Genomic DNA, 22,209 nt, shown 5'->3' with positions numbered 1-22,209 from the left:
CGAGAGCGCGGCCGCGATGGCGTCGTGCTCCTCCGGCGACTTCCGAACCGTGAAAGCACCGAGACACTGCCAGAATTCCTCAATCCGGTCCACCACATAAGGGGCCTCGCCGCCGGAGAGGGCCAGGATGCACGGCGCGCCGGCAAAGAGCTCGGGGCTGGCGGCCGCAAAGCCGGTGCCGTGGCCGCCCGTCATGGGGTGGGCCCCAACCACCTGATCCGGGCGTGGCAGGTGGCGCCGGGCCAGCTCCGCCACCGGCGCCTTCACGCTCGCCAGATCGGTCAGGAGCGTCTCGGGCCTCAGGTGGGGCGCCAGAGCCTTCATCACCTCGGCCATGGCCTCGATCGGGACGGCCAGGACGAGGAGATCCGCCCACGCCGCGCACTCGGCGAGCGGCACGAGGGGGATCTCGCCGGCCGAGGCCAGGTGGCGGTCGACCCCGCGCACCTCCCCTGCGGCGCCCCGGGCGCGGGCCGCCAGCGCGACCGAGCCGCCCATCAGACCCAACCCGATGACGCCGAGGCGCCCGACGACGGGACGGCTCAAGACTTCCGCTCGGCCGCCATGCCCGCGAGGAAGCGCTCGTTCTCCTCGCGCGTTCCGACCGACACCCGCAGGTGGGTCTTGAGGCCAAAGCCGCCCAGCGGCCGCGTGATGACCCCTAGGCGCAAGAGCCGCTCCCCCAGCGCGTCGGCGCCGGGGCCAACCTCGACCAGGAGGAAGTTCGCGTCGGTCTGTGCGAACGCGAAGCCGAGCTTGCGCAGCCCCGCCTCGAGCTGCTCGATGCCCTCGTGGGTGAGCTTCGCAATGCGCGCCGTGTGGGCGCGGTCGGCGAGCGCGGCCACGGCCGCGACCTGCGCCAGGCTGTTCACGATGAACGGGTGCCGCGAGCGCTCGAGGTACGAGACGAGCTCGGGATCGCCGATCGCGTAGCCCACGCGCAGGCCCGCGAGCGCGTGCGACTTCGAGAAAGTGCGCAGCACGACCAGGGTCTTGCGCTCGCGCAGCGCGGCGAGTGAGTCGGGGAAGTCGGGCCGGCGCACGAACTCGACGTAGGCCTCGTCGGCCACCAGCACCACGCGCTCCGGGAGCTCGCGCACCAGCCGCGCGAACTCCGCCGCGCCGATCGAGGTGCCGGTGGGGTTGTTCGGGTTGGCCAGCAGGAGCAGGCGCGTGCGCGGAGTCACCGCAGCCAGCAGCGCCGACACGTCGGCGCGGTACTCGCGGTCGAGCGGCACCAGCACGGGCCGCGCGCCCGCGCCGCGAGCCAGGATCGGGTACAAGGCGAAGCTCGGCCACGGAAACAGTGCGTCGTCGCCCGGCGCGAGGAAACACTTGGCGAGCAGCTCGAGGATGCCGTCGGAGCCGCCCGCGAAGCAGAGCTGGTTGGCGGCGACGCCGAGCTCCGCCGCCAGCGCGTCGCGCAGCGCGAAGCAGGTGTCGTCCGGATAGCGGTTCAAGCTCTCGGCTGCGGCGAAGATCGCTTCGACCGCGCGCCGCGAGGGGCCGATCGGGCTCTCGTTCGACGCGAGCTTCACCGCCGAGCCGATGCCGAGCTCGCGCTCGAGCTCCTCGACGGGCTTGCCCGGCACGTAGGGCTCGAGGTCGCGGATGTGCGGATTCACCAGCTCGCGCAGCTTCATCGCGGTGCCTGTGCCTCCGGGTAGCTGCCCAGGACCTTCACGAAGTCACAGCGCGGGCGCAGCTGGTCGATCGCGGCCGCCACCTTGGCGTCGTCGATGTGACCTTCGAAATCGCAGAAGAACACGTACTCCCAGGCGCGCACGCGCGTCGGCCGTGACTCGATGCGGGTCAGGTTCACGCCGTGCTGATAGAACGGCTCGAGCGCCTTGTACAAGGCGCCCACCTGGTCGCGCTTGATCGAGAACAGAATCGACGTGATGTCGCGCGCGCTGCGCCGTGGCGGGCGGCGGGCGATCACGAGGAAGCGGGTGGTGTTGTCGACGCGGTCTTCGATTCCGGAGTGCACCACGCGCAGCCCGTAGAGCTCGGCCGCGATCGAGCTGGCGATCGCCGCGACCTCTTCGTTGCGCGCCGCGAGCTCCGCCGCGAGCGCGGTCGAGTGAGCGGTCTGCTGCGGCACGTTGGCCAGGTTCTGCTCGAGCCACGCCCGGCACTGCGCGAGCGCCTGCGGGTGCGAGTGCACGGCGCGGATCGCGCGCAGCTCGCCCGTCCTCGACAGCAGGTCGTGGTGGATCGGCACGTGGATCTCGGCCGCGATCGTGAGCGGTGAGTCGACGAACAGGTCGAGCGTGTGGGACACGACGCCTTCGCTCGAGTTCTCGACCGGCACCACGCCGAACTCGACCTGCCCCGACTCGACCTGCGCGAAGATGGCGTCGGTGGTCGCGGCCGGGCGCAGGTCGGCCATCTGGCCGAACTGCTGGATCGCGGCCTGGTGCGTGTAGGTGGCAGGCGGACCGAGATACGCCACCGACACGCCGCGCTGGCCGGCGATCGAGGCCGAGATGATCTCGCGGAACACCTTGCGGATGGCCGGCTTGGGGAACGGACCCTGCGCCTCACGCTCGAGCCGCTCGAAGATCTCGAGCTCGCGGCCCGGCACGAACGGCGTGGCGCCGCCCGAGGCCTTCACGCGGCCCACCTCGTTGGTGCGCGCGGTACGCTGGTTCAGGAGCTCGAGGATCTGCGAGTCGAGCGCGTCGATCTCGTCGCGCAGGCGCGCCAGTGTCTTCTCGAGCTCGTCCCCGGGTTTCAAAACGCGCGCGATGATACCGCGTTTTCCTTTGTGAAACGATGCCTTAGACTCGAAGCCCACGTGGCGGGCAGCGGCTCTCTCCTGGTCGGTCTCACCGGCGGCATCGGGTCGGGCAAATCGAAGGTCGCAGGACTCCTGGAGGAGCTCGGCGCCGCGGTCGACTGCTCCGACAAGATCGTGCGCGAGCTCCAGTCACCCGGCGGACCCGGCCTGCGCGCGATCGTGGACGCGTTCGGGGCCGAGTATCTCACCGTGGCGGGCGAGCTCGACCGGCCCAAGCTCGGCAAGCTCGTGTTCGAAGACGCGGCGGCGCGGCTGCGGCTCAACCTGTTGATCCACCCGCTCGTGACCGCCGAGCACCAGCGGCGCGCGGCCGAGCACCGCACGCGCGGCGTGGCGGTGATCGTGGCCGACATCCCCCTCCTGCTCGAAGGCAAGAAGGCAGGACGGGGCACGGGCGCGGTGCTGCCCTTCGATGTGATCGCGCTGGTCTACGCGCGCGAGGAGCAGCAGCTCGAGCGGGTCGTGGCGCGCGACGGGCTGGCGCCGCAGGACGCGCGGGCGCGCATCGCCTCGCAGCTGCCGATCGAAGAGAAGCGCACGCTCGCCGACGTGGTGATCGACAACTCGGGCGCCTGGCACGACACCGCCCGGCGCGTGCGCGAGCTCTACGAGGAGTGGGTCAAGCGCGCGCGCGCCTGACCGCGGCCGCGAGCTCCGCGACGAACTCGCGCGCCGCGCGCACCGCCGCCTCGCGCCCTCGGGCCGCGCCGATGCGAGACACGAGCGCGCTGCCCACGATCACGCCGTCGGCCAGGCGCGCGACCTGCGCGGCCTGCGCGGCGTCGGAGACCCCGAACCCGACACAGACCGGTGTCGGGGTGACGCGCCGGATCCGGCCGACCAGCTGCGCCAGGTCCGGCGGCAGCGACTGGCGCGAGCCGGTCACGCCGGTCACCGAGACGCAGTACACGAACCCGCGGCTCTGGTGCGCGATCCGCACCACGCGCGCCGGCGTGCTGGTGGGCGCGACCATGAGCACCCGGTGCACGCCCGCCTCGGCGCACGCGCGCGTGAGCAGCTCGGTCTCTTCGTACGGCGTATCGGCCACGATCAGCCCGTCGGCGCCCGCAACCGCGGCGTCCTTCGCCAGCCGCTCCTCGCCGTGGGCGAGCACGTTGTTGAGGTAGCCCATGAGCACGATCGGGACCTCGGTGACTCCGCGCACCCGGCCCACCAGCTCGAGGATCTGCGCGAGCGTGGTGTGGTGCACGAGCGATCGCTGCGAGGAGGCCTGGATCGTCGGCCCTTCGCCGATCGGATCCGAGTGCGGGATGCCGAGCTCCACCACGTCGGCACCCGCCGCCGCCAGCTCGGGCAGGAGCTCGGCCGTGGTGTCCAGGTCGGGGTCACCGGCAGTCACGAACACGATCAGCGCCGCGCGCTTCTCCGCCCTCGCTCGCTCGAACGCGCGGTCGATCCGGTTCATCGGTTCCCGGCGCCCTTCGCGAGCAGGAGCTTCGCCTCGGCCGCGTCCTTGTCGCCCCGCCCCGAGAGATTCGCGATCACGACCGAGCCGCGCGCGAGCCGGCCCGCGCGCTTGCGCAGCTCGGCGATCGCGTGCGCCGACTCGAACGCGGGGATGATGCCCTCGGTGCGCGCCAGCCACACGAACGCGTCGAGCGCCTCACGGTCTGTGACGGGGGCGTACTCGGCGCGCCCGCTGTCCTTGAAGTAGGAGTGCTCGGGCCCGACGCCCGGATAGTCGAGCCCGGCCGAGATCGAGTGCGCCTCGAAGATCTGTCCCTCGTCGTCCTGCAGCACGTAGGAGAAGCTGCCGTGCAGCGCACCCGGGCTGCCTTCGGAGAGCGACGCGCCCTGCTTGCCCGAGCCCGCGCCCTCGCCGCCCGCCTCGGCGCCCACCATACGCACTTCGGTGTCGGCGTAGAACGGCCCGAACAGGCCGAGCGCGTTGCTGCCGCCGCCCACGCACGCGATCAAGAGGTCGGGCAGCCGTCCCTCGGCCGCCAGCACCTGCGCCCGCGCCTCCTGGCCGATCACCGCCTGCAGGTCGCGCACGAGCATGGGATACGGATGCGGCCCGGCGGTCGAGCCGATCAGGTAGTAGGTGGTGCGCACGTTCGTGGCCCAGTCGCGCAGCGCCTCGTTCATGGCGTCCTTGAGCGTGCGGCTGCCGGACTTCACGGGGTGCACCTTCGCGCCCAAGAGCTCCATGCGGAACACGTTGAGTGACTGCCGGCGCGTGTCCTCTTCGCCCATGTAGACTTCGCAGTCGAGCCCGTAGCGCGCGCAGGCCGTCGCGGTCGCGACGCCGTGCTGGCCGGCGCCGGTCTCGGCGATCACGCGGCGCTTGCCCATGCGGCGCGCGATCAGCGCCTGGCCGATCGCGTTGTTGATCTTGTGCGAGCCCGTGTGCGCCAGGTCCTCGCGCTTGAGATACACGCGCACGCCGAGCTCCTCGCTGGCGCGCTCGGCGAAGTACAGCGGCGTCGGGCGGCCCGCGTAGGCGCCGCGCTCCAGCTCGAGCTCCTTCCAGAACGAGCCGTCCTCGCGCAGCACGTCCCACGCGGCGGCCAGCTCCTCGACCGCGGGCACGAGTGTCTCGGGCACGTAGCGCCCGCCGAAGCGGCCGAAGCGCCCCGCGGCGTCGGGTCGCGTGCGCGCGGGCACGGCGCCGCGCACGGCCGCGACGAACGCCGCCATCTTCGCGCGGTCTTTGCGGCCCGGCGCGGACTCGAGGCTCGACGACGCGTCGACGCCGTAGGGCAAGGCCGCGCGGATCGCCGCCGCCACATTGTCGGGGCCGAGCCCGCCGCCGATCCACACGCGCCGCCCGCGCCCGACCAGCGCGCGCGCCTGGCCGAAGTCCCAGGTCTTGCCGCTGCCTCCGCCCGAGGGATGGTCGAGCAAGAGCTCGAGCCCCGGGAAGCGCGCGGCCTCGCGCTCGAGTGACTCGCCGCCGGCCAGCATCTTCAGCACCGGGAACGGCAGCGCGGCCGCGTACTCGGGTGACTCGGCGCCGTGAAGCTGGACCACGTCGAGCGGGACCTGGTTCGCGATGCGCTCGACCTCGTCGCGCGGCTGGTCCTGGAACACGCCGACCCGGATCGCGCGGCCTGCCGCGGCGGCAGAGATCTCGCGCGCGGCCTCGAGCTCCACGCGCCGCGGTGACTTGGGCGCGAAGTTGATGCCGATCGCATCCGCGCCCGCCTCGAGCGCAGCCACCGCGTCGCCCGGGCTCGTGAGCCCGCAGATCTTGACCAGCGTCAAGGCTGACCTCGCAGCCGGCGCAGCGCCGCTCCCGGGTCGGGCTCGCGCATCAGCGCCTCGCCGATCAGGAAGGCCGACGCGCCCGCCGCCTCGAGCGAACGCAGCGTCTCGGCCGAGTCGAGCCCGCTCTCCGAGACCACCGTGCGGCCGGCGGCGAGCGGCAGGAGCGCGCGAGTGACTGCCACGTCGGTCTTGAAGTCGCGCAGGTCGCGGTTGTTGATGCCGATCAGCTCCGCGCCTACGGCCAGCGCGCGCTCGAGCTCGGGCTCGTCGTGCACCTCGACCAGCGCGTCGAGCCCCAGGTCGTGCGCGCAGGCGAGCAGCTCGCGCAGCTGCAGGTCGTCGAGCGCGGCGACGATCAGGAGCACGGCGTCGGCGCCCGCGGCGCGCGCCTCGAGCAGCTGCAGGGGGTCGATCGTGAAGTCCTTGCGCAGCACCGGCAGGCGGCAGGCGCCGCGCGCCTGGCGCAGGTCGTCGAGCTGGCCGCGGAAGAACTCGCGGTCGGTCAGGACCGAGAGCGCCGCCGCGCCCGCGCCCTCGTAAGCGCGCGCGATCTCGGCCGGGTCGGCGCCCGGCCGGATCTCGCCGCGCGACGGCGAGGCGCGCTTGAACTCGGCCACCACGCGCGGCCCGCGTCCCGAGCGCAGCGCCCGTGCGAAGCCGCGCGGCGCGTCGGCGTTCCCCGCCCGCTCGGCGAGCGCGTCTCTGGCCCCGCGCAGGGCGCGCACTTCGTCGCGCTTCTTGGCCAGGATCCGCTCGAGCACGCTCACGAGTCACTCCGCGAGAACGCCACCAGCTCGTCGAGCACGCGGCGCGCGCGCCCGCTCTCCAGGCTGCGCGCGGCGAGCTTCGCGCCGTCGGCGAGTGACTGGGCGCGCTCGGCCGCGCACAGCGCCGCCGCCGCGTTCAGGAGCACCACGTCGCGCCGCGGGCCGGGCTCGTTGGCCAGCACGGACTCGGCGATGCGCGCGTTCTCGGCGGCGTCGCCGCCCGCCAGCGCCCCCCGGTCGGCGCGCGGGAAGAGCTCGCCGGCGGCGATCTCGAAACGCTCGCGCCGCCCGCCCCCGCGCACCACGACCTGGGTGGACGCCGAGAGCGAGAGCTCGTCGAGCCCGTCCTCGGAGTGCACCACCCAGACACTCTCCGCGCCCAGCTCGGCGAGCGCGTCGGCCGTGGGCTCGAGCGCGGCCGGGTCGGCCACCCCGACCAGCTGCCGGCGCACGCGCATGGGGTTGGTGAGTGGCCCCAGCCGGTTGAAGATCGTGCGGAAGCCGAGCGCGGCGCGAATCGGCGCGACCCGCGCCATCGCCGGGTGACACGCGCGCGCGTACAGGAAGCCGAAGCCGAGCACGTGCACCGCGCGCGCCATGCGCGCGGGAGCCACGTCGATGCGCACGCCCAGCGCCTCGAGCAGCTCGGCCGAGCCGCAGCGGCTGGAGGCCGCGCGGTTGCCGTGCTTGGCCACCGGCACGCCCGCGCCCGCAACCACCAGGGCCGCGAGCGTGGAGATGTTGAAGGTCGCCGCACCGTCGCCGCCCGTGCCGCAGTTGTCGATCGCGCCTTCGGGCGCGGCGGGCAGCGGCAGCGCGAGCTCGCGCAGCGCGCTGGCCGCGCCCACGATCTCGTCGAGTGTCTCGCCGCGCGCGCGCAGCGCCGTGAGCAGCGCAGCGATCTCGATGTCGCTCGCGCGCTCCGAGACGATCTCGTGCACGAGCGCGCTGGCCTCGGCGCGCGAGAAGGTTCCGCCCTCGACGGCGCGGGCCAGCGCCGCGCGGAGCGTGGGTCGGGTGCCCGCGCCACCCTCGGGCGCGCTCATCAGGCCGCCCGCGCGCGCGTGCCGCGCGCGATGCGCAGGAAGTTCGCGAGCAGCGCCTTGCCCTGCACGGTCAGGATCGACTCCGGGTGGAACTGCACGCCAAACACCGGGAAGTCACGGTGCCGCATGCCCATGATCTCGCCGTCGTCGGTCTCGGCAGTCACCACGAGCGTCTCGGGCAAGCCCTCGCGCGCCACGGCCAGCGAGTGATAGCGCGTGGCTTCGAACGGGTTCGGCAGGCCCTCGAACACGTCGGTCGAGCGGTGCCGGATCAGCGAGGTCTTGCCGTGCATGAGCGTCTTGGCGTGCACCACCCGGCCGCCCAACGCCGCGCCGAGTGACTGGTGCCCGAGACACACGCCCAGGATCGGCAGCCGACCGGCATAGCGCAGGATGGTCTCTACGCTGATGCCCGCCTCGGCCGGTGTGCACGGGCCCGGAGAGATCACCACCGCTTCGGCGCCGCGCCGGCCGACCTCCTCCACCGGGATCGCGTCGTTGCGCACCACGTCGGACTCGGCGCCGAGCTCGCCGAGATACTGCACGAGGTTGTAGGTGAACGAGTCGTAGTTGTCGATCACGAGCAGCTTCATCGCTCCGCTCCCGCCAGCGCGATCGCCCGCAAGAGCGCCCCGGCCTTGTGCAGCGTCTCCTGGAACTCCTTGTCGGGATCCGAGTCCGCCACGATGCCGCCGCCCGCCTGCACGTACAGCTTCCCGTCCTTGGCGAGCAGCGTGCGCAGGGCGATGCAGGTGTCCATGTTGCCGTGATAGTCGAAGTAGCCCACGCAGCCCGCGTACAGACCGCGGCGCTCGGGCTCGACCTCTTCGATCACCTCCATGGCGCGCACCTTGGGCGCACCCGAGACCGTGCCGGCCGGGAACGTGGCGCGCAGCAGGTCGACGGCGTCCTTGTCGGGGCGGATCCTGCCGCGCACGTTCGACACGATGTGCATCACGTGCGAGTAGCGCTCGACGACCTCGAACTCGTCGACCACGACCGAGCCGATCTGCGCCACGCGGCCCACGTCGTTGCGCCCCAGGTCGACCAGCATCACGTGCTCGGCCAGCTCCTTGGGATCCGCCAGCAGCCGACGCTCGTTCTCCTTGTCCTCCTCGGGAGTGACTCCGCGCGGCGCGGTGCCGGCGAGCGGGCGCAGCTCGATCACGCCGTCGGTGAGCCGCACGTGGATCTCGGGCGAGGAGCCCAGCACCACGTGGCCGCCGCAGCGCATGAAGAACAAGTACGGCGAGGGGTTCAGGAGCCGCAGCTCGCGGTAGATCGCCAGCGGGTCGACCTCTTGATCGAGAGTGAAGCGCTGCGATGGCACGACCTGGAAGATGTCGCCGGCGTGGATGTACTCCTTGCAGCGCTTCACCATCTCGACGAAGCGCTCGCGAGTCACGTTGGAGCGCGGCGCGAGCTCCTGCGCGCGCGCGGGCGCGCGCGCAGGGCGTGGCGTGGCGGCTGCGAGCCGGGCCTCGACCTCGGCCAGCACGCGCGCGCCCCGCTGGTAGGCCGCGTCGGGTGACTCGCCGGGCGCGAGCTCCACGTCGTGGATGATGGTCAGCCGCTCGCGCAGGCGGTCGTGCACGAGCACCGTCTGGGGAAACACGAACCAGCAGTCCGGCAGGCCGAGCGTGTCGGGCTTGGTCTCCGGCAGGCGCTCGACGTAGCGCACCCAGTCATAGGAGACGTAGCCCACCGCTCCGCCGGCGAAGCGCGGCAGATCCGGCAACGCGGCCGGGCGCAGCTCGGCGAGCAGGCGCCGCAGGTGGTCGAGCGGATCCTCGCTGCGGTCTGCGGCCAGCCGATGACGGACCACGGAGTCACCGCGTTGGATCTCGACCTCGCCCGCGCGGGCGCGGAAGATCGCGCGCGCGCCCAGGCCGATGATGCTGTAGCGGCCCCAGTGCTCGCCGCCTTCGTTCGACTCGAACAGGAACGCGTGGCGTCCGTCGTCGACTTTCAGGAAGACCGCGAGCGCGGTGTCGAGGTCGGCTACGACCTCGCGGACGAGCGGTACGCCGCGCGAACCAAGAGCCAGTTTTCTGAAGCTCTCGAGGTCCGGCCGGACCATGGCGACACCGCCTTCATGGCGCGGGACTTTCTCACAGCGTCCGCGCCGCGTCAATTCCAGGTCCGATGGTCGCATGGGCACCCTACCCATGCTCCGGCCGAGTTTCAGTTGATTGCGCGGTCTTCGTTCCGGCGCCGCTCGAAGCCGTTGTGGCGGCCGTTGTCGCCCAGTCCGGTGAGGCGGAACTGGAAGCTGAAGCGCGTATCGTTCGTGCGCGAGACTTTCTCGAGCTGCATCAAGAGGTCCCAGCACTTGCAGGTCGACATCACGATCGTTCCGATGCGCCCGCCACTCGCGCCGTGGTTCTCGAGCGAGCTGAAGCCGTCGGCGAAGAACTCGAGCCAGCTCGTGGCCACCAGATAGCCGGCGATGTTGACCTGATTGATCTTTCCCGCCGAGGTGCGCGCTGCGTCGAACTCGTCGCCGCGTCCCAGGAAGCCTTCGAAGATCGTGCCCGGGTTGCGGTTGTAGCGGTAGCCGACCCGGATCGAGTCACCGCCGTCCCAGCGCCAGCCGACGTTCATGCGCAGGTCTTCGAGGTGTTTGTCCTGGGGGTTCCAGCCGCCGTCGAGCAGGATGCTGAGGTCGGTCGACGGGTTGAGCTCGGCGGAGGCGAACACGCGCGTGAACCCGCGCTGCTTCCAGTCGTAGCCGCTGCCGATGCGCAGGTCGCCGTACAGGCGCGATGACTCCGACTCGTTGCGGCCGGGCCCGTAGAGGCGGTTCGAGATCTGCAGCTGCAGCAGCTGCGCGTCGGGCACGCGGTCGCTCGGGTCTTCGGTCACGAGCCGGATGTCGCTGTCGATCAGCCGCGGCTCGAGACGCGCGGGCTCGGGAATGAACAGCGGCTTCGAGTCCTGGTCACTGGGCGCGAACACCGCCGCGTAGGCGATGCGCGGCTCGATCACGTGCGACAGCGGCAGCGTGCCGAGCGCGAAGCTGCGGCCGAACGGCGCGCGCAGGTCGAAGCGCCCGGTGAAGATCGTGCGCGAGGCGAAGTTCTCGCGGTCCGGGAAATAGAGTGTCTCGCGCATGCCGCCTTCGGTGAGCGCGTCCACGAAGCCGAACTGCAGGGGGATCGAGATCTTGGGGTAGAAGTCGAGCCTCTGACCCGCGTCGGCCAGCGGCTCGCCCTCTTCGAACTTGCCGTCGCCTTCGGTCGTGGTCGTGGCCTCGGGGTTGCCGAAGTCGTCACGGTTCGAGTCGGGCAGCGGGTGAGTCGTGGGGAACTGGCCGTTCGCGGTGGGCTCGCCGACGTCGGGCCGCGCGTCGGCGCCGAAATCGAAGAACTGCCCGTTCACCGGTGACTTGCCGAACTTGGTCGCCCCCCCGGCGAACTGCATGAAGTTGGTGAAGCGCGCCGCGAAGGAACCGAACAAGGGCAGCCCGAACACCTGTCGCTGCAGGGTGCCGCCCCGCAGGTCCGGCACGCGCTGCAGGAACGAGCCGTCGCGGTCCAGATCGTTCGGGCTCTGCAGGTCGTTGAACACCGACACCACCGCGTTGCCCCAGAGGCCGTTGCCCGCGGCGGTGAGCCAGCCCGCGGATTCGAGCATGCGCTGGTGTTGCATGTCGGTGCCGAGCAGCAGCGGGAAGTCGAACACGAAGTTGTTGTCGGAGATCACGTTGATGTCGGTGCCGAACTCGAGGCCGGGCTGGATCGGCTGCTGGTGGCGCAGCCAGTACGCCCAGCGGTTCGAGCTGAAGATCTCCGTGTCGCTCGTGGCGACCTCGCGGTCGCTGGGCAGGAAAGCGGCGCCCCCGTGGCCGATCCCGCGGTCTTCGAACACGTAGTCGGTGATCGTGGTGGTCATGAAGCCGCGGCGACTCACCCATTCCGGGGTGAGCATCACGTTCACGTTGTCGCGCACTGCCCAGAAGAACGGCATGAAGATCTCGGTGCCGTTGCGCCGGGTCTGCGCGAAGTCGGGCACCAGGAACCCGGTCTGCCGCTCGGTCTTCACCGGATACACGAGGTACGGTGCATAGAGCAGCGGCACGCCGAACGCTTTGAACCAGGCGTCCCGCGCGGTCGCGTAGCCGGGAATCTCGACGTCGGCGTCTTTCGCCTCGATCTCCCACGGGCGGTGTGTCTCGTCGGGCGGGCAGCGGCAGGTCGTGAAGTTCCCGCGCTCGATCTCGTACGTGTCGACGCCGGTGCGCGAGATGGTGTCACCGCGCACCTGCACGCCCGGCTCCGGGCTGTCCATCGAGGCGTTCACGGCCACCGACACGGTCGACTTCATGTCGACCGCCATGAACTGCGCGCGCACGGAGTTCTGGGAGTCCACGATCACCACGTCGCCCGACGCGACGCCGGTGCGCGTGGTGCCGTTGAACAGCACCCAGTCGGCGGTGAGGATGCGGCCGTCGGCTTGCACGATCTTCACGTCGCCCGTCGCCTCGTACAGGTCGCGCTCGCTGTCGTAAGTCACGACCTTCGCGGTCAGCGTGAACTGCACCGGCGGGAGCTGCGACTCGGGCGACGGCTCCGTGGGTGGAGGCGGCTTCGTCGGCTGGGGCTCACCCTCTTGTGCGCGCGCCGCCGCGGCGAGCACGAGGGCGCTCACGATGAGGAGCGCTCCGAGGCGACGCATCGAGCACTTCTACAATGCGCAAGATCGCGAGGCAAGGGACGCCGCAGCCCTCATGAGGCGGCCGCCCTGAGCGAGACCCGCAAGCGCCAGAGCATGGGTAGGGTGCCCATGCGATCACAGGTCAGCCGCGCGCAGTCTTCTCGAGCTAGCGGATCGTCACTGCGAGGCCGCAAGCGGCGCAGCCGCGCGCAGTGAGCCGCAGGCGAACGAAGTCAATCAGGCCGAGCGAAGGCCGCCCTGAGCGAGGCCGCAAGCGGCGGAGCATGGGTAGGGTGCCCATGCGATCACAGGTCTGGCGCGCGCAGTGAGCCGCAGGCGAACGAAGTCAGTCAGGCCGGCTTCTGAGCGACGGAGGCCAGCTCGTCCGGCTCGAGCACCGTGAGCTGGTCGTCGACCAGGCCCACGAGTCTGCGGTCGAGCAGCTCCTGGAGACACAGGTAGGCCTGGCGGATCGGCAGGTGCGAGGCGGCGGCGAGGTCCATGAGTCGCCCGCGCACCGGAGTCGGGACTTCGCCCGGGATGCGGCGCGCGAGGATCGCGCGCGCGAGCGCGCCGAGTGCGCGCGCGTCCTGTCGGACCGCCGTGCGCGGCGGCTCGGGCTCGGCGGGCAGCGCCTCGGCCGAAGCCTCCTCGCGCGCGGCGCCGACGCGCTCCGCCAGCGACTGGATCAGGCGGAACGAGAACTCGGCGTTCTCGCGCACCAGCACGTTCAGGAGTGACACGTCGAGCGCGAGCACGCTCGTGTCTCCTTCGGCCTCCGCGCGCACCGGCGAAGCGCGGCCCAGGATCGCGGTCGCTTCGCCGAACATGTCGCCGGGGCCGAGCAGATACGGCGCCTGACCCTCGACCATGTGGACGAGCACGTTCCCGCTGCGCACCACGTACAGCACGCGCTCGCGGGAGCCCCGCTCCACGATGGTTTGACCCTTCGTGAAGCGCTGCTCGATTTCCTCGGGTTTCATCCGTCCAGGCCTCGGCGCACGGAAGCTTGCCGAGCGGATCGACGCGCGCGCCTCGAGCCTTGAGCTATCGCTTCCGGTGGCGGGCGAGTACGGCGCGAAGCTGCTCGCGATCGTGGAAGCCGGACTCCAGGCGCTCGAGCACCTTGCCGTCGGGCGAGATCACGACATGGAACGGGAAAGCGTCGGCGCCGTACAGACCGGCCAGGTCGGAGTCACCCAGCGCCACCGGATAGGCCACGTCGCGCTCCTTCAGCCAGTCGGCGAGAGCCTGCTCGCTGAGGCTGTCGACCGAGATGGCGAGCACGGCCGTGTCCGTGCCCTGGAGCTCCTTGGAGAGCGCATTCAGCTCCGGCACCTCGGTCACGCAGGGCGGACACCAGGTGGCCCAGAAGTCGATCAGCACCGTCTTGCCGTGCAGCGAGCCGAGCGTGACGTTGCCGCCACCGACCAGGGCGAGGTCGAACTCCGGCGCGGGATCGTTCGCGGGCGGAGCCGCGCTGCGCCCACAGGCCAGCGTCGCCGCGAGAGCGGCCAGAGCAAAGACTCGCCTCACCGGAGCTGTCACTCACTCCCAGTTATCGGAAGACGCCGACTGCTGGTCGAGCGCGCGCTCCTTGCCCACGAAGAGCAACGGTTGGTTGAACGTGAGGTGTTCGGGCGTGACGACGTAGTCGCCGCGCACCGCCGGCATGATGATCTCGCGCGGCACGTCGAGGCGGCCGCCCGTGAGCAGGTACGCGAAGCCGCCGGTGACCGTGCCGAGCGTCGCGTACATGATCTTCACGGGGCCGTAGACGAGCGTTGCGAGCGCCGAGCCGACGCCCAGCCCGTAGTGCAACATGATGTTCCGCTCGGGCGCCTCGTCGGCGACCGCAGCGAGCGGCGCTCCCGCGACGCTCGCGAACACCAGGGACACTGCGAGCACACCGATTCCACGCCTGACCGAAGAAAGAACACGCGAAGAAGGAAGACGAGACACAGGTACCTCTAGAACCCCCCTTGGTTCACCTGAGGAAGTAAACTAAAACTTTCGCCTGGTGTCGAGGAGCAGCGTCACCGGTCCCTGATTGACGAGCTCCACTTCCATGTCTGCGCGGAAGCGCCCGGTGACCACGGTCACGCCGAGCGCGCGCGCGTGCGCCACGAGCAACTGCAGGAGTCTCTCCGCTTCCTCCGGCGGCGCGGCCTCGCCATAACTTGGCCGCCGTCCCTTGCGGCAGTCGCCCAACAGCGTGAACTGCGAGACCACCCCGAGCGCGCCGCCGGTGTCTGCCAGCGAGCGGTTCATGACGCCCTTCTCATCCTCGAAGACGCGCAGGTTCACGAGCTTCTCCGCGAGCGCGCGCGCGTCTTCCTCCGAGTCACCGCGCGCCACGCCCACCAGCACCAAGAGGCCCTCGGTCATGTCCGCCACGCGCTCCGTGCCCACGCGCACGTGCGCGCTGCGCACGCGCTGCGCCACGGCTCTCACGGGGCGTCCTGGTCGGCGAACCTTCCCCGGTAGACCGCGCTCCCCTCCGTCCGCTGCAGCACGATCTGGCAGATGCGCACGCCGGGGTGCAACGCGAGCGCGCGGCCCGAGACGTTGGACAGCTCGAGCACCTGGTGGTTCGACACCCCGGGCTGCACGAAGCCGGAGCTCACGTGCACGGTGAGCCCGAGCCGCGCGATGCGGCTGCGGCCCTCGATCCACGCGCACAGGTCGGGCGGCAGGAACAGTCTCTCGCGCGTGATGCCGTGCACCGTGTGGCCCGGCGCGAGCACGTAGGGCTTCTCGAACGCGATCACGCGCGTGAAGGCCTCGGGCGTGGTGTCGTCGGTGACGTCGATCGGTCCGTTGCTGGACTCGAGCGGCACGCGCAGCTCGTCGCCCAGGTGCAGGTCGATCGAGGCCGCGCCGACCTGATCGAGCGAGAACGGCTCGAGCCGCAGCCGACCGCTCTCGAGCTCGCGCAGGATGACGTCGCGGGTCAATACGCTCATGGTGTCTCCGCGCGGAGGCTCGCGGGTGCGGCGCGCTTGTCAACTCGGCGCCGCGCCCCGTAGCGTGTGCGCGTGCATTCGTACTTCGACACTCCGCGCCCGCAGCTTTTCGGCCACCGCGGCGCCAGCGGCGAGGCGCCCGAGAACACGCACGCGGCGTTCGAGCGCGCGCTCGCGCAGGGCGTTCCGTACCTGGAGATGGACTGCCACGCCACCGCCGACGGCGAGATCGTGATCCACCACGACGACACGCTCGAGCGCACGACCGACGCCGACGGGCCGATCCGCGAGCGGCGCTTCGCGGAGCTGGAGCGGATCGATGCCGGGCACCGCTTCACCCCCGACGGCGGGCGCACGTTCCCGTTCCGCGGCAGCGGCGTGCGCGTGCCGCGGCTGGTCGAGGTGCTCGCGGCGTATCCGAACGCGCGCGTGAATCTCGAGGTGAAGCAGGCGGAGCCGCCGATCGCCGAGGAGGTCGTGCGCCTGGTGCGGCGCGCGGGCGCGGAGCGCCGCGTGCTGCTCGCCGCCGAAGACGAGGCGATCCTGGCCAAGCTGCGCGCGCTCGACCCGGGCACCGCGCTCGGCTCGTCGCTCGCCGACGTGGTCGAGTTCGTGCAAGCCGGCGCGCAGGACAGGCTCGACTCCTTCGCGCCCCGCGGTCACGCGCTGCAGGTGCCGACCCACGCGCTGGGCCGGCCGCTCGTGACTCGCGAGTTCGTCGCGGCCGCGCACGCGCGCGGCCTGGTCGTGCACGTGTGGACGATCAACGAGAGCGACGAGATGCGCCGGCTGCTCGCGCTCGGCGTCGACGGGCTCATGTCCGACTTTCCGGCCCGGCTGGTCGCCGCGGCGCGCTGAGCCGCGCGCGCGCCCAGCGCGCGCTGTCCGCGACCGACGCGTCGGGTGAGTCGAGCCAGCGCTCGACCGCGGGCAGCAGCGCCGGGTCGCCCGCGTTTCCGGCCGCGACCAGCGCGTTGCGGCGCAGGCCCGCCGGACGCGTGCGCTCGAGCGCCGAGCCGGCCAGCCGTGACTCGAGCGCCGCGTCGTCGAGCGCCAGCAGCTCGGCGAGGTCGGGCGCGTGCCACTCCGGGCGCGGCTCGAACGGCGGCTCGTGCGCGAGCGGCCGCGCGCGGCGCTGGTTCCAGGGACACACCTCCTGGCACAAGTCACAGCCGAAGAGGTGCGTGCCGATGCCCGCGCGCAGCTCGGCCGGCGCCGCGCCGCGTTTCTCGATCGTGAGATACGAGATACACAGCCGCGCGTCGACCACGCCGGGCTCGGGGAACGCGCCGGTCGGGCAGACGTCGAGACAGGCGCGGCAGCTGCCGCAGTGGTCGGCCACCCGCGGGCCGGTCTCGAGCTCGAGGTCGGTGAGCAGCACGCCGAGAAACAGGTACGAGCCGAGCTCGGGGTCGATGAGACACGCGTTCTTGCCGATCCAGCCCAGGCCGGCACGCAGCGCGAGCAGCCGCTCGGGAATCGCGCCGGTGTCGACGTAGCTCAGGAACGAGGCGCCGGGGAACTCGGCCGCCAGCCCGTCGGCCCAGGCATCCAGGCGCCCGAGCACCACGTCGTGATAGTCGGCGCCCCACGCGTAGCGCGAGACCCAGCCCGTCGCGGGCCCGCGCGCCGCGCTCGAGTCGGGGCGGCCCGTGTCGTAGGGCACGGCGGCGATCAGCGCGCTGCGTGCGCCGGGCAAGAGGCGCGTCAGGTCCTCGCGGTCGGCCAGGCGCTTGGCGATGTAGTGCATCTCGCCGGCGTAGCCGCGCGCGAGCCAGTCGCGCAGGCGCGCGAGCTCGGGGAACGGCCCGAGCCGCACCGCGCCGCAGCGCGCGATGCCCGCGGCTCGCGCGAGCTCCGCGACACGCTTCAGTGTCTCCTCGGACGTCACTGGCCCGAAGGTAGCGATCCATGCCATCGTCGCGCGCATGCGCGGACGTGCGCTCGCCACGCGCGAGGACCTTCACGTGGTGCTCGTGTCGCCCGAGATCCCCTGGAACACGGGGAACGCCGGCCGCACGTGTCTCGCGGCGGGCGCCCAGCTGCACCTCGTGGAGCCGCTGGGCTTCTCGCTGGCCGCCCGGCCCGTGCGCCGCGCGGGGCTGGACTACTGGCCGCGCGTGGCGCCGCGCACCTGGCCCGACTGGGAGAGCTTCGAGAAGTCACTGCCCGAGCTGGGCGAGCCGCTGTTCTTCTCGGCCGACGCCGAGCGCACGCTCTGGGAGCTGCCGCTCGGGCCGCGCGCGGTGCTGGTGTTCGGGCGCGAGAGCACGGGCCTCCCGCGCGAGCTGCGCGAGCGCTGGCGGGACCGGCTCGTCGGCTTCCCGATGGCCGATCCCGCGCTGCGCTCGCTCAACCTCTCGACCACCGTTGCGTTGGCGGTCTACGAGGTGCTGAGGCGCCGCCAGGCTCAGTGATTCGCAGGGGCGGCTTCCGGGGTGGCCGACGTCGAGGGCTTGGGCGCCGCCGTCTTGGTGACGTGGGCGCTCTTGCTCGAAGTCTTCTTGGCCGACTTGGTCTTCGCGGTCGTGGGCATCGCTGCCTTGTGCGCGCTGGAAGTCGTGTGAGCCTTGGCGCTGGTGGCCTTGCTCTGGGTCATGGACTTGCCGTGCGCGGTCTTGTGCACCGGGGTCTGTGCGCCGTTTGCCGGAGTGGCCGGCTTGGTGACTTCGGGCGTGGGCGCTGCGGCGCTGTCCGCCGCACGAGCCGCGGGCGCCGCGATCGCGACGACCGCCGCCAGAGTGAGAGCCTTCCAATGGAACATGGGAACCTCCGCTTTGTTGCAAGCGACCGGACTATCGGCCGCTCGTTCGCACAGACGAACCGGCGCCGACACAACGCGTTGCGCAGGCGGAAATGAGCTGAGGAGGCGCGCGCTTGGGCGCCGGCCTGCTAACGGAAGAGGACGACCGCCTCGCCCGGCGTGGTCTTGTCGCCCTTGCCGTTCTCGGTCCAGATCTCGAGCTGGGCGAGCTTCTTCCCGCCCTCTTCCCACTTCCGCTTCACCACGCCTTTGCAGCGGATGGGCTGGTTGGGCATGTCCATGCCGCGGTACTGGCAGGAGAGCTTCTGGATGCGGCCGTTGTGTCCGAGCCAGTTCGAGACCAGCTCGCCGAGCGACGCGTACTTGAAGCGGCCGTGCACGATGATCGAGCCGATCTGCTTCGACTGCGGGAAGGCGTAGTCGTGGTGCAGCGGGTTGAAGTCGCCCGAGCCGGCGGCGTACTTCACGAGCTGGGTCACTCCCGGGCTCTTGTCGAGCGCTGGCAGCTCCTGGCCCTCGCGCACCGCGTCCCAAGTCACTGCCATGGCCGTCTCCTAGTAGAAGATCGCCTGCCCGCGCTGGCGGGCGACGAGCTTGCCGGTCTTCTGGTCGGTGTAGGTGGTCTCGTTGGTCACGAGCAGCATCTTGCCCAGTGACTTGCTCTCGCGCACGTCGAGCCCCGCGACCTTGCTCACCACGACCAGCGTGTCGCCGGCGCAGATCTGGTCGAAGTACTCGGTCTCGGTGCCGCCGTCCAGCAGGCCGGGCAGGCCGTGCTTGATCGCGGGCTGGCCCTCGGTCGGCCCGCTGAAGGTGTCGCTCGAGCGTCCGGGGATGAACACCGGCGTGCCGAGGTAGGTGGGCGGCGCGGGCAGGCTGCGGTAGCCGGCCTTGTGCGCCGCGTCGAGGTCGAAGTAGACGGGGTCGGTGTAGCCGACGCCGCGCGCGAAGGCGCGGACGCTGGTGGTGGTGACCTCGTGCAGCCACGGCGGCGACTCGCGGCCGATCTGGGCGCGCATCTCGGCGCTGATCTCGAATTCCTTGGCCATGTCTCGGACTCCCTGGTGCGCTTCGCGCGCGGGCAGTGTAAACCAAACGCCCCCATGAGTTCGAAGCGCAGCGGTCCCCTGCTCCGGCCCGACGAGGTGCTCGCGCGCTTCCGCGCGGGCCCGAAGGACGGCGTGTTCACCGACGGCGCCTGCGAGGGCAACCCCGGCCCCGGGGGGTGGGCCTACGTGTGGGTCGAGGGCGACCGGGTGCGCGCGGAGAAGCACGGCTCCGAGGCGGCCACCACCAACAACCGCATGGAGCTCACGGCGCTGATCGAGGCCTTCCGCGCGCTGCCGGCGGACGCGCGAGTCACCGTCCACTCGGACAGCGAGCTGTGCGTGAAGACCGTGAACGAATGGGCGGCGGGCTGGGAGCGGCGCGGCTGGCGGCGCAAGACCGGGCCGATCGCGAACCTCGAGCTGGTGCAGACACTCTGGGCGCTGGCGCAGTCACACCCGCACGTGTCACTCGTGTGGATCCGCGCGCACGACGGCTCGCGTTGGAACGAGTACGTCGACTCGCTCGCGAACTCGTTCCTGCGCGAGCGGAGCCCCGCGGGCTAGACCGGCAGGCGCCCGCCGCGCACGGTGGCGCCGGCGTCGCTGGCGAGCCAGTGGATCACCTCGGCGATCGCGGACGGCTGGGTCCAGGTCGAGAAGTCGGCGTTCGGCATGCCCGCGCGATTCGCCGGTGTGTCGATCGTGGTGGGCAGGAGCGTGTTCACGCGCACGCGCCGCTCCGCCACCTCTTTGTGCACCGTCTCGGCGAGGGACAGGATCGCGCCCTTCGACGCGGTGTACGCGCCGAGGCCCGCCGGCAGATCGAGCGCCGCGCGCGCCGCGATGTAGGTGACTGATCCGCGCCCGCGTTCGAGCATACCCGGCAGCACCGCGCGCGTGAGCGCGACCGCGGTGCGCACGTTCATGCGGTACATGCGGTCCCAGAGCTCGAGCTCCGTCTCGTGCACCGGCTTTCCGCCGCCGAAGCCGCCGACCGCGCTCACCAGCACCTCTGCGCCCGGCGCCGCGGCGGCGACGGCGCGCGCGCCCGCCTCGTCGGCGACGTCGGCCTCGACCAGAATCAGCCGCCGATCGCGGAGCGCGGCAGCTTCCTCGACCTCGATCGCCTCGAGCTCGCGCTTCATGATCCAAGGCGCGACCACGCGGTCGCCCGAGGCGAGAAAGCGCGCCACCACCGCGCGCCCGAGCGCGCCGGTTCCACCGCTCACGATCACGAACCGACCCGAATCAGCGCTGGCCATGAACGCAGGGTACGCGAAGCGCGTCCCATCGGTAGGATCCGGTGGAACCCTTTACGTCACCGGACATCTCTCCTATATCCAACTCAAGCCCACGGACCCTGTCCGAGCAGCGCGTTTCCCCCCGACCGCTGCCGGCTCCCCTTCCAAAAGACTGGAGACGCGATGAGTGCTGCCGCGGAGTCGCCACTGCGCCACGTCTCGCTCCGATCCGCGCCCACGCGCGACGTGAGCCTGCCCGAGAGCTCCGCTCCCGACGGAAAAGAACCGGGCTACTGCCTGGTCGAGGACGCCGGAACGGTCCGCCAGGTCCGTTTCCGCGGCGACCCGCGGCTCTGGGAGTGGCCTGGGGTGTACGAGCACCTGGTGCGGAACCTGCTCCGCGGCAACGCACCCGGTGCGCTGTGTCACTTGCTCGACCGCCAGCTCCGCGCGGCGCGCGTTCGACCTACGGACCTGCGTGTGATCGACCTGTTCGCGGGCAACGGCTGGATGGGCGAGGAGCTCGCCGCGCTGGGCGCCGAGGAGATCATCGGTGTGGATTCCACCGCAGCCGCTGCGGCCGCGGTCGAGCGGGATCATCCGGACGTGTATCGGGACTATCTGGTGCTCGACATGCGCCGTCTCTCCGAGAGCCAGCGCGACGACCTGATGGCCTACGACTTCAACTGTCTCACCTGCGTCGACGCGCTCGCCGCCGAAGAGCCCGCGCCGAACGCGTTCGCCGAAGCCTTCAACCTGCTCGCCCCGGACGGCTGGACCGCGTTCCACCTGAACGCCGAGACCGCCGAAGGCGGACGTGACTCACGCTTCGCCCGGCTCGTGCACCGCATGATCCAGAGCGGCGCGCTGAACATCGTTCACCAGCAGCGCTACCGGCACCGCTTCTCCACCCACGGCACCCCCCTCTTCCACGTGGCCGTGATCGCGCGCAAGGTCCGAGACTTCGAGCCCTGAGTAAGAGCTGCGTTGCGCGCTGCGCTCCGCGCAGAAGCCCTCCGTCGCTGCTTCGGGAGTACCCTGCAGACGCTCCTCCGGGCTTCCGCGCCGGCCGCGCGCGCGAATCTGATCTCTCCGATCCCCCCAAAAAACCAAGTCGCGTCGACGTTGGTTGCCTCTTCCACCATCCAGCCCGCGTTCGCAACACCATCGGGCGCGGGCCGCAGGGTCGACGAGGCAACCCGCGTCGACGCGATCTCATTTTTAGTGGTGGGGCGGATGGATGTGGTCCGCCGGCGCGGCCGGGGCAAAACCCGGAGGGAGCGTTGCGAGTCCTCGAGCACAGCGACCGAGGGTTTTAGCCCGGAGCGCCAGGCGCAAAGGTGCTCTTCGTTGACTTTTTGTCATCGATGACAGATATTCAGCGAAGTGACCGCAGCGGTCCCGATTCCCTCGAGGCGTGAACGGCAGAAGGCCGAGACTCGGGCGCGTCTGCTCGACGCTGCGCGCGCGCTGTTCGCCAGCATCGGGTACGACGCGACCCGGCCCCAGGACATCGCGCGCAAGGCCGACGTCGCGATCGGCACGTTCTACGTGCACTTCCCCGACAAGCGCGCAGCCTTTCTCGCCTTCACCGAGGCCGCGGCTCACGAGCTCATGGAGCGCGTGCGCGAGCGGGCGGCGGACGCGCGCGATTTCGAGTCACGGCTGCACGCATCGCTCGAGGCG

The 22,209-nt window shown here is 71.3% G+C and carries 26 protein-coding genes; 6 read left to right on the top strand and 20 right to left on the bottom strand.

What is annotated here, in order from left to right:
* The 3 genes from VMR86_03045 to pheA all read right to left on the bottom strand — a co-directional run.
* The coding region (locus tag VMR86_03045) for a prephenate dehydrogenase (GenBank protein ID HTO06008.1) at positions 1–546 on the bottom strand (546 nt) is incomplete at its 3' end.
* Positions 543–1,643, bottom strand: coding sequence for a histidinol-phosphate transaminase (gene hisC / locus VMR86_03040; GenBank protein ID HTO06007.1), 1,101 nt, complete (start codon positions 1,641–1,643; stop codon positions 543–545). The genes VMR86_03045 and hisC, both read right to left, overlap by 4 nt.
* A complete protein-coding gene (gene pheA, locus VMR86_03035) occupies positions 1,640–2,740 on the bottom strand; it encodes a prephenate dehydratase (GenBank protein HTO06006.1) in 1,101 nt (366 codons plus the stop codon). Before pheA ends, hisC begins: the two co-directional genes overlap by 4 nt.
* A gap of 60 nt (positions 2,741–2,800) precedes the next feature.
* Between pheA and coaE the strand changes: the two genes are divergently transcribed.
* Complete coding sequence (gene coaE, locus VMR86_03030) at positions 2,801–3,442, top strand: dephospho-CoA kinase (protein ID HTO06005.1); 642 nt, start codon at positions 2,801–2,803, stop codon at positions 3,440–3,442.
* Here the strand turns inward: coaE and trpA are convergent.
* From trpA to dcd, 12 genes are all read right to left on the bottom strand, one after another.
* Complete coding sequence (gene trpA / locus VMR86_03025) at positions 3,423–4,229, bottom strand: tryptophan synthase subunit alpha (protein ID HTO06004.1); 807 nt, start codon at positions 4,227–4,229, stop codon at positions 3,423–3,425. The genes coaE and trpA overlap by 20 nt on opposite strands.
* Positions 4,226–6,031 carry a tryptophan synthase subunit beta gene (gene trpB / locus VMR86_03020; GenBank protein HTO06003.1) on the bottom strand — a complete coding sequence of 602 codons (1,806 nt, stop codon included), beginning with the start codon at positions 6,029–6,031 and terminating at the stop codon, positions 4,226–4,228. The genes trpA and trpB overlap by 4 nt, the downstream gene beginning before the upstream one ends.
* Positions 6,028–6,801 (bottom strand): indole-3-glycerol phosphate synthase TrpC, encoded by a 774-nt coding sequence (trpC, locus tag VMR86_03015; GenBank protein HTO06002.1) that lies wholly within the window; start codon positions 6,799–6,801, stop codon positions 6,028–6,030. The genes trpB and trpC overlap by 4 nt, the downstream gene beginning before the upstream one ends.
* Positions 6,798–7,847, bottom strand: coding sequence for an anthranilate phosphoribosyltransferase (gene trpD / locus VMR86_03010; GenBank protein HTO06001.1), 1,050 nt, complete (start codon positions 7,845–7,847; stop codon positions 6,798–6,800). Before trpD ends, trpC begins: the two co-directional genes overlap by 4 nt.
* Positions 7,847–8,440: an aminodeoxychorismate/anthranilate synthase component II gene (locus VMR86_03005; GenBank protein HTO06000.1), complete on the bottom strand. Its 594-nt coding sequence runs from the start codon at positions 8,438–8,440 to the stop codon at positions 7,847–7,849. Before VMR86_03005 ends, trpD begins: the two co-directional genes overlap by 1 nt.
* Complete coding sequence (gene trpE, locus VMR86_03000) at positions 8,437–9,927, bottom strand: anthranilate synthase component I (GenBank protein HTO05999.1); 1,491 nt, start codon at positions 9,925–9,927, stop codon at positions 8,437–8,439. The genes VMR86_03005 and trpE overlap by 4 nt, the downstream gene beginning before the upstream one ends.
* Positions 9,928–10,031: 104 nt before the next feature.
* Positions 10,032–12,524, bottom strand: a complete 2,493-nt coding sequence (gene lptD / locus VMR86_02995) for an LPS assembly protein LptD (protein HTO05998.1) — start codon at positions 12,522–12,524, stop codon at positions 10,032–10,034.
* Positions 12,525–12,853: 329 nt separating this feature from the next.
* Positions 12,854–13,486, bottom strand: coding sequence for a cyclic nucleotide-binding domain-containing protein (locus VMR86_02990; GenBank protein ID HTO05997.1), 633 nt, complete (start codon positions 13,484–13,486; stop codon positions 12,854–12,856).
* A 64-nt stretch (positions 13,487–13,550) separates the two neighbouring features.
* Positions 13,551–14,039, bottom strand: coding sequence for a TlpA disulfide reductase family protein (locus VMR86_02985; protein HTO05996.1), 489 nt, complete (start codon positions 14,037–14,039; stop codon positions 13,551–13,553).
* Positions 14,040–14,051: 12 nt separating this feature from the next.
* On the bottom strand, positions 14,052–14,411 hold the full coding sequence (locus VMR86_02980; GenBank protein HTO05995.1) for a hypothetical protein: 360 nt from the start codon (positions 14,409–14,411) through the stop codon (positions 14,052–14,054).
* Positions 14,412–14,507: 96 nt separating this feature from the next.
* A complete protein-coding gene (gene dtd / locus VMR86_02975; protein ID HTO05994.1) occupies positions 14,508–14,957 on the bottom strand; it encodes a D-aminoacyl-tRNA deacylase in 450 nt (149 codons plus the stop codon).
* On the bottom strand, positions 14,954–15,469 hold the full coding sequence (gene dcd / locus VMR86_02970; protein HTO05993.1) for a dCTP deaminase: 516 nt from the start codon (positions 15,467–15,469) through the stop codon (positions 14,954–14,956). Before dcd ends, dtd begins: the two co-directional genes overlap by 4 nt.
* Positions 15,470–15,541: 72 nt before the next feature.
* Between dcd and VMR86_02965 the strand changes: the two genes are divergently transcribed.
* Complete coding sequence (locus tag VMR86_02965) at positions 15,542–16,327, top strand: glycerophosphodiester phosphodiesterase (protein ID HTO05992.1); 786 nt, start codon at positions 15,542–15,544, stop codon at positions 16,325–16,327.
* Here the strand turns inward: VMR86_02965 and queG are convergent.
* Positions 16,284–17,387 (bottom strand): tRNA epoxyqueuosine(34) reductase QueG, encoded by a 1,104-nt coding sequence (queG, locus tag VMR86_02960; protein HTO05991.1) that lies wholly within the window; start codon positions 17,385–17,387, stop codon positions 16,284–16,286. The two genes, VMR86_02965 and queG, sit on opposite strands and share 44 nt — an antisense overlap.
* 10 nt (positions 17,388–17,397) lie before the next feature.
* On the opposite strand from queG, the gene VMR86_02955 reads away from it, so the two are divergent.
* The gene (locus VMR86_02955) at positions 17,398–17,886 is read left to right on the top strand and encodes a tRNA (cytidine(34)-2'-O)-methyltransferase (GenBank protein HTO05990.1); all 489 of its coding nucleotides are present in this window, start codon (positions 17,398–17,400) and stop codon (positions 17,884–17,886) included.
* Here the strand turns inward: VMR86_02955 and VMR86_02950 are convergent.
* The 3 genes from VMR86_02950 to VMR86_02940 all read right to left on the bottom strand — a co-directional run bounded on the left by VMR86_02950 (position 17,880) and on the right by VMR86_02940 (position 19,282).
* Complete coding sequence (locus tag VMR86_02950) at positions 17,880–18,233, bottom strand: hypothetical protein (GenBank protein ID HTO05989.1); 354 nt, start codon at positions 18,231–18,233, stop codon at positions 17,880–17,882. The genes VMR86_02955 and VMR86_02950 overlap by 7 nt on opposite strands.
* Before the next feature lie 128 nt (positions 18,234–18,361).
* Positions 18,362–18,778, bottom strand: coding sequence for a MaoC/PaaZ C-terminal domain-containing protein (locus VMR86_02945; GenBank protein ID HTO05988.1), 417 nt, complete (start codon positions 18,776–18,778; stop codon positions 18,362–18,364).
* A gap of 9 nt (positions 18,779–18,787) precedes the next feature.
* Positions 18,788–19,282 (bottom strand): MaoC family dehydratase N-terminal domain-containing protein, encoded by a 495-nt coding sequence (locus VMR86_02940; GenBank protein ID HTO05987.1) that lies wholly within the window; start codon positions 19,280–19,282, stop codon positions 18,788–18,790.
* 54 nt (positions 19,283–19,336) lie between these two features.
* Here VMR86_02940 and VMR86_02935 point away from each other — a divergent pair, with 54 nt between their 5' ends.
* On the top strand, positions 19,337–19,846 hold the full coding sequence (locus tag VMR86_02935) for a ribonuclease H (protein ID HTO05986.1): 510 nt from the start codon (positions 19,337–19,339) through the stop codon (positions 19,844–19,846).
* Here VMR86_02935 and VMR86_02930 read toward each other — a convergent pair.
* Positions 19,843–20,511 carry an SDR family NAD(P)-dependent oxidoreductase gene (locus tag VMR86_02930; protein ID HTO05985.1) on the bottom strand — a complete coding sequence of 223 codons (669 nt, stop codon included), beginning with the start codon at positions 20,509–20,511 and terminating at the stop codon, positions 19,843–19,845. The genes VMR86_02935 and VMR86_02930 overlap by 4 nt on opposite strands.
* 195 nt (positions 20,512–20,706) lie before the next feature.
* On the opposite strand from VMR86_02930, the gene VMR86_02925 reads away from it, so the two are divergent.
* A complete protein-coding gene (locus tag VMR86_02925; GenBank protein HTO05984.1) occupies positions 20,707–21,498 on the top strand; it encodes a class I SAM-dependent methyltransferase in 792 nt (263 codons plus the stop codon).
* Positions 21,499–21,909: 411 nt separating this feature from the next.
* The coding region (locus tag VMR86_02920; GenBank protein ID HTO05983.1) for a helix-turn-helix domain-containing protein at positions 21,910–22,209 on the top strand (300 nt) is incomplete at its 3' end.

The organism is Myxococcota bacterium (assembly GCA_035498015.1).
Taxonomy (GTDB): domain Bacteria; phylum Myxococcota_A; class UBA9160; order SZUA-336; family SZUA-336; genus VGRW01.
Note: the sequence above shows the minus strand (reverse complement) of the source record. Positions and strands in the feature narration are given on the sequence as shown.